The organism is Skermanella stibiiresistens SB22 (genome assembly GCF_000576635.1).
Taxonomy (GTDB): domain Bacteria; phylum Pseudomonadota; class Alphaproteobacteria; order Azospirillales; family Azospirillaceae; genus Skermanella; species Skermanella stibiiresistens.
This window is the reverse complement of sequence record NZ_AVFL01000052.1, coordinates 19923-30460: the sequence shown is the minus strand read 5'-3', so window position 1 is coordinate 30460 and position 10538 is coordinate 19923. Positions and strand designations below refer to the sequence as shown.

Here is a 10538-nt window from a genome sequence, read left to right as displayed (position 1 = left end):
GATCGGCCGTCGCCCAGGCCGGATCGGCCGTCGCCCAGGCCGGATCGGCCGCAGCCCAGGCCGGATCGGCCGACGCCCGGCCCGGATCGGGCGACGGTATCGTCATCTCGGTCAGGGACACCGGCCTCGGCATGACCGCCGACGTGGTGGCCCACGCGTCGGAACCGTTCTTCACCACCAAGCCGCGCGGCAAGGGCACCGGCCTCGGCCTCGCCTCCGCCCACGATCTCGCGCGTCAGTCGGGCGGCGCGCTCCGCATCCTCAGCGCCGTCGGGATCGGAACGACGATCGAGATGAGTCTGCCCCGGGCGGTGATCGACCCATGCGAACCGGAATTGCCGCGGGACGTGGAACTCGCGGCACTGGGCGGCGACGCGACGATCCTGCTGGTCGACGACGACGAGAGTGTCCGGGCCCTCACCGCGCACCTGCTCCGCGATCTCGGCTATGCCGTGATCGAGGCGAAAAGCGCCGAAACCGCGATCGCCCTGGCCCATATCACCGAAAGGTTGGATCTCGTGATGACGGATATCGTGATGCCGGGCGACTCGGGTCCCAATCTGGCCGCCCGGCTGCGGCTGGATCGGCCCACCCTCCCCGTCCTGTTCATCAGCGGTTTCGGCGGCGATGAACTCGGCCAGGACGCCCGGACCACCGCCGACCGGGCGTTCCTGCGCAAACCCTTCAACCGCGCGGCGCTCGCCCGGGCGGTCCTGGAACGGCTGGGTCGCCTCCCCAGCCCTGGGGCCGGCCAAGGGGTCGCGGTGGCGGGATCAGCCCGCGACAAGGTGCGCGACCGGCTGAGGAGCCCGGACCTCAGGAACGCCTATGACCGTTGGAAATCGGCGCGGAGCGCGCGGAACGGCTTGCCGCCACCGGATGTCCTGGCGGAGGACGGCCACGCCGGACCGAACCCGGGGATCGCCGACCACGGCTTCATGGTCGAAGTGATCGAGGCGCCAGGTGGCGGCCGGACGGGGGAATTCCGCTACGTCCGGTTCGGTGACGCCCTCGCCGAACGTTTGGGCCGTTCGCTGGTGGGGGAGCTGGTCGGTGACGAGGGCGAGGAACTGGGCTCCTCCGGCGTCTCGTACCGCCGCTGCCTGGAAACCGCCTCGCCGTCCTATGAGTACGCCCGCTACGCGCTGGGCGACGACACGCCGCTGCTGTTCGAACGGCTGCTGCTGCCGGTTTCCGAGGACGGCGCCCGCGTGACCCACATCCTGGGGATCGCGCTGTTCACCGAGCTTGGAACACCATCATGACTTCCAGTCCCGCGATCACCTTCGACATGCCCGGCTTGGCGCGAGCCGTGGAGGGGTTGTCCCCGGCGGAGGTGGACACGCTGCCGTTCGGCGCCATTCGGCTGGACGCCGACGACCGGGTCGTCCTCTACAGCGCCGCGGAGGCGAGGCTGTCCGGCTATGGCGCGCGCCCGGCGCTCGGCCGGGCGTTCTTCACCGAGATGGCGCCCTGCATGGACAACCCGGCGTTCCGCGGCCGGATCGCGCGCGCCAGCGCAGCCGGCCGGTTCGATCTGGAGTTCGGCTGGATCGGCGACTTCTCCGACCGCTCGCGGGAGCTTCAGGTGCGCGTGCTGCCGGCCACGGGCGGCGGTTGCTGGATCTTCATCAGGCGCGACTGACCGGCACCGGCGTCTGGCTGTCCAGCATCATGCTCAGCTGCTGGGGGGTCACCGGCTTGAAGGCGAGGGCCAATCCCATCGCGGCGACCTCGTGGCGGCATTCGGCGCCGGTCTCGCCCGTCAGGATGACGCCGGGGATCATCCGGCCGCAGGCGGTCCGGACCCGCGCCACCGCCTCGGTGCCGACGCGGCCCTCGCGCAGGCGGTAGTCGGCCAGGATAACGTCGGGATCGCGGCCGATCGCCTTCAGCCGCGTGATCGCCTGCTCGGCATCCGCCGCGATGACCACCTCGTAGTCCCAGTCGGCCAGCATCCGCTGCAAACCGAGGAGCACGATGACATCGTCGTCGATCACCAGCGCGCAGCGCCCCGCCCCGTGATTCGACGGCCTGTGGGGTGCTCCCCACGACGCGGGCGGTGGCCTCGCCGCGTCGGCGGCGCGACCCAGCGGAACGACGACGCCGAAGGTCGAGCCCTCCCCCGGACGCGACACGATGTCGACCGCGCAGTCGAGCAGGCGCGCGATCCGGCGCACGATGGCGAGGCCGAGCCCCAGCCCCTTGGAGCGGTCGCGCTCCGGATTGCCGACTTGGTGGAACTCGTCCCAGACCCGTTCGATCTGGTCTTCGGCGATGCCGGCGCCGGTATCCCTCACCTCGATCCGCAGGGCGTCGCCCACCACGCGGCAACCGATCGAGACGGCGCCCCGGCTCGTGTACCGGATGGCGTTCTCGACCAGGTTCCGCAGGACACGGCCGAGCAGGACCGGGTCGCTCCGGATCGTCCAGGGGCATGGCTCCACCGACCAGTCCAGCCCCTTCCCGCGGGCGACCGCGGCGTAGCTGGCCGACAGGTGGTCGAGCAGCGGCGTCACCGGGAACTCCTCGATAGAGGGACTCATCACGCCGGCGTCGAGTTGCGACACGTCCAGCAGGGTGTCGAGCAGACCCTTGAGGACATCCAGTCCCCGCTCGATATGGCCCAGCACCTCGCGGCCTTGGCCATCGCCCACGTGGGGAGCCAGCGCCGCGACGAACAGGAACAGCGACTGCATCGGCTGGCGCAGGTCGTGGCTGGCCGACGCCAGGAAGCGCGACTGCGCCTTGTTGGCCCGCTCGGCCGCCTCCTTGGCGGCCCTCGACGCGTCCCGCGCCTCGATCGCGTCGGCGATGTCGGTCGAGGTGCCGAACCATTGCCGCACGACGCCATCGCCGCCCGCGACCGGCAGCGCCCGCTGCTTGAACCAGCGATAGTTTCCGTCGGCGCCGCGGATCCGGGCATCGCAGTCGAACGGAACGCGGCTCTCGACGGAACGCCGCCACTCCGCCATCAGCCGCGTCCGATCCTCCGGATGGATCGCCACCAGCCAGCCGTCACCCAGTTGGTCCTCGGCGGACAGCCCGGTATGCGCCAGCCATTGCGGGCTGAGGAAGTCGCAGGCGCCGTCGACGCCGCAGGTCCAGACCAGCTGGGGCAGCGCCTGGACCAGCGTCCGATGGCGTTCCTCGCTGGCCCGCAGCGCCTCCTCGGCCGTTCTCCGGGCGGAGATGTCCCGGAAATACACCGAGACGCCGCCCTCGGCGCGGGGATAGACGCTGAACGAGGTCCAGCGCTTGAAGATCGGGGAGATCGCCTCGAACTCGACGACCCGCCCTCCCGCCATGGCGTCGCGGAAGACTTGGTAGACGTCGCTGTCGCGGGCGTGGGGGAACACCTCGAAGGCGATCTGGCCGAAGATCTCGTCCCGCCGCTTGCCCCAGGCGTCCAGCGCCCGCCGGTTGGCGTAGGTGAAACGCCAGTCGGCGTCGATCGCGTAGAAGCCGTCGCCGATGCTCTCCAGGATCTCGGCGGCCTGGCCATGGGCGGCGGCCAGCGCCGCCTCGGCCCGCCGGCGCCGCGAGATGTCGCGCATGACGCAGGTGAACCGGGTCTGGCCATCGGCGGTCCAGGCCGCGACCGACAGTTCCAGCGGAAAGACCGAGCCGTCCCGCCGGCGGCCCTCGACCTCGCGTCCGATCACGGGGACCCGGTTGGTGGAAACCTCGTCGAACCAGCCACCCCCGCTGGCGGGCGCCGTTTCGGGCATCAGCAGGGTCACGCCCCGCCCGATCGCCTCACCCTCCGGAAGGCCGAAGATGCGTTCGGCGGCGGGATTGAAGGAGAGCATGTGGTATTGGCCATCGATCACCACCATGGCGTCGGTGGCCGTCTCGACGATGGCGCGATAGCGCGCCTCCCGCTCCCGCAGCCTCTCCTCCATGCCGCGGCGTTCGGTGACGTCCTGGAAATAGCTCGCGAGCCGGAGCTGTCCGCCATCGGCGGCCGAGGGGAAAAGCCGCACCGCGTACCAGCGATCGTGGGGCGGGAAGAACGTCTCGAAGGCGACCGGCGCGCGCTCGGCCATGGCCCGTCGGTAGCTTTCCCAAATCTCCGTGCCGATGGCCTCGGGAAAGGCGTCCCACAGGATCTGGCCGGTCAGGTCGCGGCCATCGGCGATCAGGTCGCTGGCGCGCTGGTTCATGTAGGTCAGCCGCCAATCGCCATCGACCTCGTAGACGCTGTCGGTGGTCGATCGCAGGACCTCGGCCATCCTGACCGCGGTCCGGTGAACCTCCTCGCGCAGTCTCGCCCGATCCTCGACCTCGTCGGCCATGGCGTTGAAAGCCCTCGCCAGCGTGGCGATCTCGGGCGGAGCGCCCTTTCCCGCGACGCGGGCGGCATAATCGCCAGAGCGCCAGCGGCCCGTGGCGTCGACCAGCTCCTGGATCGGCCGGCGCAGGAACCAGCGGCCGCCCAGCCAAGTGACGATCAGGATCAGCGCCACTCCCAGCGCTATCGATCCGAGCACCCGAGCCGTGGATCGGTCGATCGCCGCCAGCGCCGACGTCTTGTCCAGTCCCACCGCCACGAAGAGGCCATTGGGAGGCACCGCTGGAGGCGAATAGGCGAACAGGCGCCGGGTGCCGTCGACTCCCACGATCTCGGTCGCGTTCCGCGTCGCCGCCGCCATCGCGTGCTGGAAATCCAGGGGCAGGGGACGTCCCACGGCCCCTGGGATCTCGGGAACGCGCGCCAGGACTACCCTGTCGCTGTCGGCGAGGATCAGCGAGGCGTTTTCCGGCAGCGGCCTTATGTTGAGATGGGCGCTCAGCCAACCGGTACGACCAGGGCCGTGACGGCGCCGACGATCCGTCCCGTTCCGTCGCGGAAGGGCATCGCCACCGGCAAGGCCGCCGCGTCGGTGGTCAGCCGCCTGACAAAGCCGCCGACCACGAACTCGTCGCCGGCCATGGCTTGCCGAAAGTGCCGGCGGTCGGCGATGGACCAGCCGACCGAGCGGGTTTTGGTGCCGCATCGGATGACCCCCGCGGCGTCGACGACATAGGCGTCGATGTGATCCGGCAGATCGGCGCGCAGGCGGCGCATGTTGTCGCCGCACACCGCGTCGTCGACGCCGGGAGCCGGCCAGCTCGCCCTGATGGTGGCGAGCACCTGGCGCAGTCCGCCGAGAAGCTGGATGTGCTCCGTCTCGAATTGGTCGAGCAGGCGTTTGGCCTGCCTCTCGATCTCGCGGGTTTCCCGGTCGCGCGCCTCGATCGCGTCGTGGATCTGGATCGCCACGGCGGGGATGAGCGCCATGATGACGAGGGCTATCAGGCGTCCTGGAAGCGTGAAATTCCGTACCATGCCCTTCCATAGGTCAGCCGACCGTCCGGCTCGAGGGGAGGATGGATGCATCGAGCTTAAACAGGAACAAATGCGAAGGGATTTTGGCGCGTTGCTGTACTTCTGAGCCGCCTATCGGAAACAATAGTACGAAATGGTATCAGTGACGGCGAAAAACCCCGACGACCTCGATGTGGGGCGACCACAGGAACTGATCGACTGGCGTGACGCCCTCCAGCCGATAGCCGCCGTCCACCAGCGCGCGGGCATCGCGGGCGAAGGTGGCGGGGTCGCAGGACACCCCGACCACCGTCGGCACGCGGGACACCGCCAACCGGGCGGCCTGGGCGCGGGCGCCGGCGCGTGGCGGGTCGAAGACGACGGCGTCGAACCGGCCCAGTTCTCCCTCGGTCAGGGGATCGGTGAACAGGTCGCGGCGCTCCGCCGCCACGTTGGACAGCGTCCGAGCCGCCGCCTTCAGGTCCGCGTGGGCGTCCGAATCGCCCTCGACCGCGTGGACGGATGCCCCGGCCGCCAGGGGAAATGTAAAGGTGCCGACGCCGGCGAACAGGTCGGCGATCCGCTTGGCCGGTCCGACGCCGGCCTTGACCAGACCGACCAGCGCTTCCTCGCCCTCGGCGCTCGCCTGGAGGAAGGCTCCCGGCCGCACCGGGACGGCGACGCCGCCAAAGCGCGCCACCAGCGGCCGGCGCGCCGCGACCGGTTCAGCCGCGAAGGCGGGTGACCGCCGCCACGAGACGCGGCCGATATCCTGGGCCTCGGCGAAATCGGCCAGCCTCTCGCGCGCGTCCAAGCCGGGCTCCGCTCCCCCGGTCAGCAGCAGGTCGACGCCACCCTCCAGCACGGCGACGCCGACGTCGATCTCCGCGCCATCGGGCAGGATCGCCTTCATCAGAGTCTCCAGCGGCCCCAGCAGCGCCAGGATCGCCGGCGCCACCACGAGGCAGCCGGGCACCGGCGTGACGCGATGGCTCTGGCGCTCGTTGAAGCCGAACACGCACGCGCCGCCGCGCCTGGACGCGGCGAAGGTCGCCCGCCGCCGGCTGGCTGGTGGGGTCCGGACGACCGGACGCACGGGGACATCGCCGAGACCGGCCCGGCCCAGCGCGGTCGCGACCTGGTCGTGTTTCCAGGCGCCATAGGCCGCGTCGTCCAGGTGCTGGAGCGCGCAGCCGCCGCAGACGCCGAAATGTCGGCAGGGCGCCGCCGCCCGCGCCGGTCCGGGTTCCAGCACGTCGACCAGGGTGGCGGCCCTGCCATCGCCGCGCCGCTCGCCCAAGGCGACGCGGACATGGTCGCCCGGCGCCGTCAGCGGCACGTACACCCGACCGCCGCCGTGCTCGCCCAGGCCGTCACCGCGCGCCCCGATCTCCCGGATCGTCAATTCCGCCGGCGGCGATGCCCCGCGGCTGGCTGGGCGGCTGGCTGGACGACCGGACGGCTTGCGTTGAAAACCCCGCGCCATGGTCAGCCGGCCAACTCGGTCAACTTGGCGCGGAGGTCCGGGTCGATCTCGACCGACCGGCGCGAGCCCAGGTCGATGATCACGCAGACCACCTCGCAGCTCGCGACGCAGGTGTCGCCCTGGAACACGGCGCCCGCCAGGGTCAGCGAGGAGCGGCCGAATCGGGTCACCCGCGTGCCGATCCTGATCTTGGCGGGATAGCGCAGCTCCGCCCGGAAATCGATCGCCAGACGCGCGATCACGACCGACCGCGGCCCCGACACCGGCGAATTGCCGGCGTCATGGAACAGGGCGACGCGGGCGCTCTCGAAATAGCCGCTGATGGCGGCGTTGTTGGCATGGCCCAGCGGATCGAGGTCCGAGAACCGGACATGCTCGTCGATCCAGTATGTGTAATCGGAGGGGCTGGGCGCCGTGTCCGCCATATCGTTCATCCTCGTCAATTCGTTTCCCGGGGTCGGCGAACCCGACCCCGGCGTCAAGTCCAATGCCACAAAGCGGGCTCTCGATGGTTATCGAACACAAGCACCGGCGCCATGGCCACCAGCTCGACGGCGCTGGCGAAATTTGCCACGCGCCTTTCGATCCGGAATGCTATAGCTCGCGCACCCAAGCTTCAGTAGCCACGATCACCACGCCCCAAGGGGACACTGACATGACAGATGAGACCAACAGCCCCGCCGAAGCCATGTTCGACAAGGCGCTCGACCTCGCCGAGAAACACCTCCAGGCGGCGATGCGGGAAGGCGGACCCCTGTCCTCCTATGTCGCCGTCGCCATGATCGAAGCCGCCGTCAACCAGGCGGTGGAGGAGACCAGCCACGAGGACGTGGTCGACATGCTGCGCGATCTGGCGACCCAGATCGAGCAGGACGCCGAGGAGCAGGAGTGATCCTGACGGCTCCGGCTCAATGGACGGCGCCTTCCTCCCTGACCCATCCGGCGACGATCTGGCCCGCCTCCAGCGTCGGAACCAGGGGATGGTGCCAAAGGTAGATGGTTAGGGCGGCCTCGAACGCGAAGCGGTCGGGCTGCCCTTTCCCACGCATCTCGCGATAGGCCCTGACCACCGCGGGCATGCAGTTTCGACGGGCGGGCGCGTCACTCATCGGCGGCATGATTTCATTTGTCGCCGGTCGGCTTCGCCATCCGGTTGGCGGGTACGCCGTAAAGCTCCAGCCGATGGCCGATCAGCTCATAGCCGAGATCGCGGGCGATCCGCTCCTTCAGCCGCTCCAACTCCTCGTTGACAAACTCGATCACCTCGCCCGATTGAAGATCGATCAGGTGGTGGTGATGCTCCTCCCGATTCTCCTCGAAGCGGGACCGGCCGTCGCCGAAATCCAGCCGCTCGATCACGTTCGCCTCTTCGAACAGGCGCACGGTCCGATAGACGGTGGCGATGCTGATCTTGGGGTCGATCTCGACGGCTCGACGGTAGACCTGCTCGACATCCGGATGGTCCGTCGCCTCGGATAGCACGCGGGAGATCACCCGGCGCTGCTCCGTCATTTTCAGACCTTTTTGGACGCACAGTTCTTCCAGGCGCGTGGGCATGGGTTCCTCGATTTTCTGCGGACTAGCGCTCTAGACTAAACTGTTTCTAAAGTGGGTTCGCCTGTCCGTTCGACAAAATAATTTCGGTCACTGGGTATACCAGGGTCCCGGAATGGTGATTGTGACACGTGTCCCCCTGTTTCCGCCACCGGGATCAGCCTGACCCGGCTCCGCCCCATGCCCCGGCCCGACCGCCATGGTGGCCCCGATCTGACCCAACAGCCCCTTGACCAGCCGCAGTCCCAGGCCCTGGCCCTGGCCGGACATGCCGACCCCGTCATCCGACACCGACAGCAGGGCGCCGGTCGGATCGGCGCGCAGGCCGACCCGAACCGTGCCGCCGGATCGCCCCGATCCGCTCCCGCTGGCGGGAAAGGCGTGCTTGTAGGCGTTCGACACCAACTCGTTGGCGATCAGCCCCAGGGGAATCGCGGTGTCGAGCTGGCAGGACAGCGGATCGCTCGACACTTCCAGCGCGATGTCGGTCCGGTCGCGGTGCTTGGCGGCCTGGGCCTCGCTCAAGCCCCGCAGCTGGGGCCCGAAATCGACGCGGGAGAATTCCTTGGCGGCGTAGACCTGTTCGTGGATCCTGCCCATCACGCCGATCCGCTGGCCGATGATCTCCATCCGCTCGCGGGCCTGATCGTCCTCGATCTGCATGGTTTCCAGCTGGATCAGGCTCCACACTACCTGGAGGTTGTTCTTGACCCGGTGATGCACCTCCTGGAGCAGCGCCCGCGACTCCGCCAGCGAGGTGGTCAGCTGGTTCTGGGTCTCCTTGAGGTCGGTCACGTCCAGCATGACGCCATCCCATGTGGCGGGCGTCTGGGCGGCGCCCCCACCGCCCGCGGCCGGACGCGCCATGATCCTGACCCAGCGGGTGGAGCCATCCGCCAGCACGAGCCGCGCCTCCAGGTGGCGGGGCCCAGCGCCGGTGGCCTCGGCGGCGAAGATCTCCCGCCAGCCGGCGCGGTCCTCGGGATGGATCAGCGCCTCCAGCTTGTCACCTCCCGGCGCTGGATCTCCCGGTTTGTCATCGGACGCGCGTTCGGCCAGACCGTCCAACAGGCCGCTCAGTCCGGCGCTGAGATAGGGATAGGCCACGCGGCCTTCCCCAGCCGGGCCACCATCCGGACCGTCCTCCTCGCGGACCCGCCGGAAGATCACGCCGGGCAGGTTCGCCGTCACCTCGGCCAGCCGCCGCTCGGCCAGGCGCTCGCCCTCCAGTTCCAGCAGCTTCCGCTCCATCGCGTGGCGGCGGTTCGAATTGCCGACCAGCAGGGCGCCAAGCCAGAGGGTGGCGGCCAGCGCCAGGGCGCCTCCCCCCAGGATGGCCATCAGCGAGCGGTCCCGGGGCCCGGACACCGTCTCGCCGGGGGCGCCGACGACCACGGTCCAGCCGGTTGACGGCGAGGTCACGAACGCCGTGTAGACCTCCCGCCCCTCCTGGTTGCGGGCGAAGAAGAAGGCGTCACCGCCGTTCTCGATCTCGCGCCGCAGCGACTCGGTGGCCGGCTTGCCGACGAATTCCTCGTGGCGCCGGGTCCGGGCCAGGACGACATACCGGCGGTCGAGCACCGAGCCGAACCAGTCCTCCGGCATCCTCGGCCCCCGCATCGCCTCGCCCAACGCGGCCGCGCGGAGCGCCACCGACAGGGCGTAGACCGCGGCGCCGTTCCGGATCACCGGAACAACGATCGTGACCGAAGCCTCGTCCCCCGGAGCCAACCGGAGCTCGCCCACCACCGCCCGCCCGGTCCCGACCGCCTCCAGCACCTGTTCCCGCGTCGGGGCGGGCGGCGCGGTCGCGATGGCGCCACCGCCGGCCGGGAGGGTCAGCAGGGACGTTCCGTCCGCGGCGCGCAGCAGCCGCAACGACAGCCACGCGCGCTCGCTCTCCAGCAGCCGCCGCGCGGCCACCGCGAAGCCGACGAGATCGTTGTCATCCAGATGGATGGAGGTGGCCAGCGACTCCAGCCCGGAGATGTTGGCGACCAGTTCGCGGTCCAGCGCGTTCTCCAGCGCCGTCGCCGCGTGGGCCAGCAGGTGTTCGACCGACTGGCTTTGCTGGCGGTCGAACAGCACGACCATCCCGCTGGAGAACACCACCAGCGGCAGCATGACGGCCGTGGCGCGCAGCAGGAGCTGGAGGCGTCTCCTCATGGGTGGGGCCTCATGGCCGGC

The 10538-nt window shown here is 69.8% G+C and carries 10 protein-coding genes; 3 read left to right on the top strand and 7 right to left on the bottom strand.

What is annotated here, in order from left to right; genetic code table 11:
* Both N825_RS37335 and N825_RS33515 read left to right on the top strand, forming a co-directional pair.
* The coding region (locus N825_RS37335) for a response regulator (RefSeq protein ID WP_157619724.1) at window positions 1-1265 on the top strand (1265 nt) is incomplete at its 5' end.
* Complete coding sequence (locus N825_RS33515; protein WP_198039037.1) at window positions 1262-1645, top strand: PAS domain-containing protein; 384 nt, start codon at window positions 1262-1264, stop codon at window positions 1643-1645. The genes N825_RS37335 and N825_RS33515, both read left to right, overlap by 4 nt.
* On the opposite strand, the gene N825_RS38355 is transcribed toward N825_RS33515, so the two are convergent.
* The 4 genes from N825_RS38355 to N825_RS33495 form a co-directional block, all read right to left on the bottom strand.
* Window positions 1632-4691, bottom strand: a complete 3060-nt coding sequence (locus N825_RS38355; protein ID WP_198039036.1) for a PAS domain S-box protein — start codon at window positions 4689-4691, stop codon at window positions 1632-1634. The genes N825_RS33515 and N825_RS38355 overlap by 14 nt on opposite strands.
* A 101-nt stretch (window positions 4692-4792) precedes the next feature.
* Complete coding sequence (locus N825_RS40015) at window positions 4793-5332, bottom strand: PDC sensor domain-containing protein (protein WP_198039035.1); 540 nt, start codon at window positions 5330-5332, stop codon at window positions 4793-4795.
* Window positions 5333-5471: 139 nt separating this feature from the next.
* Window positions 5472-6797, bottom strand: coding sequence for a class I SAM-dependent RNA methyltransferase (locus N825_RS33500; protein WP_037461277.1), 1326 nt, complete (start codon window positions 6795-6797; stop codon window positions 5472-5474).
* A gap of 2 nt (window positions 6798-6799) precedes the next feature.
* Window positions 6800-7231 carry an acyl-CoA thioesterase gene (locus tag N825_RS33495; RefSeq protein ID WP_037461275.1) on the bottom strand — a complete coding sequence of 144 codons (432 nt, stop codon included), beginning with the start codon at window positions 7229-7231 and terminating at the stop codon, window positions 6800-6802.
* A 221-nt stretch (window positions 7232-7452) separates the two neighbouring features.
* Here N825_RS33495 and N825_RS33490 point away from each other — a divergent pair, with 221 nt between their 5' ends.
* Window positions 7453-7689 (top strand): hypothetical protein, encoded by a 237-nt coding sequence (locus tag N825_RS33490; protein ID WP_037461273.1) that lies wholly within the window; start codon window positions 7453-7455, stop codon window positions 7687-7689.
* A gap of 16 nt (window positions 7690-7705) precedes the next feature.
* Here the strand turns inward: N825_RS33490 and N825_RS33485 are convergent, their stop codons facing one another.
* The 3 genes from N825_RS33485 to N825_RS37330 form a co-directional block, all read right to left on the bottom strand.
* Complete coding sequence (locus N825_RS33485) at window positions 7706-7906, bottom strand: hypothetical protein (RefSeq protein WP_037461272.1); 201 nt, start codon at window positions 7904-7906, stop codon at window positions 7706-7708.
* 13 nt (window positions 7907-7919) lie between these two features.
* Window positions 7920-8354: a Fur family transcriptional regulator gene (locus N825_RS33480; RefSeq protein ID WP_037461271.1), complete on the bottom strand. Its 435-nt coding sequence runs from the start codon at window positions 8352-8354 to the stop codon at window positions 7920-7922.
* An 87-nt stretch (window positions 8355-8441) separates the two neighbouring features.
* Entirely contained in the window at window positions 8442-10517 is a 2076-nt protein-coding gene (locus tag N825_RS37330; RefSeq protein WP_051513969.1) for a sensor histidine kinase, read from the bottom strand.
* Between the last annotated feature and the right edge of the window lie 21 nt (window positions 10518-10538).

Bases quoted from the DNA above. Each gene is read 5' to 3' on its own strand.
- N825_RS33495 (WP_037461275.1), bottom strand. From the start codon at position 7,231: ATGAACGATATGGCGGACACGGCGCCCAGCCCCTCCGATTACACATAC.
- N825_RS37330 (WP_051513969.1), bottom strand. From the start codon at position 10,517: ATGAGGAGACGCCTCCAGCTCCTGCTGCGCGCCACGGCCGTCATGCTG.
- N825_RS33490 (WP_037461273.1), top strand. From the start codon at position 7,453: ATGACAGATGAGACCAACAGCCCCGCCGAAGCCATGTTCGACAAGGCG.
- N825_RS40015 (WP_198039035.1), bottom strand. From the start codon at position 5,332: ATGGTACGGAATTTCACGCTTCCAGGACGCCTGATAGCCCTCGTCATC.
- N825_RS33515 (WP_198039037.1), top strand. From the start codon at position 1,262: ATGACTTCCAGTCCCGCGATCACCTTCGACATGCCCGGCTTGGCGCGA.
- N825_RS33480 (WP_037461271.1), bottom strand. From the start codon at position 8,354: ATGCCCACGCGCCTGGAAGAACTGTGCGTCCAAAAAGGTCTGAAAATG.
- N825_RS33500 (WP_037461277.1), bottom strand. From the start codon at position 6,797: ATGGCGCGGGGTTTTCAACGCAAGCCGTCCGGTCGTCCAGCCAGCCGC.
- N825_RS33485 (WP_037461272.1), bottom strand. From the start codon at position 7,906: ATGAGTGACGCGCCCGCCCGTCGAAACTGCATGCCCGCGGTGGTCAGG.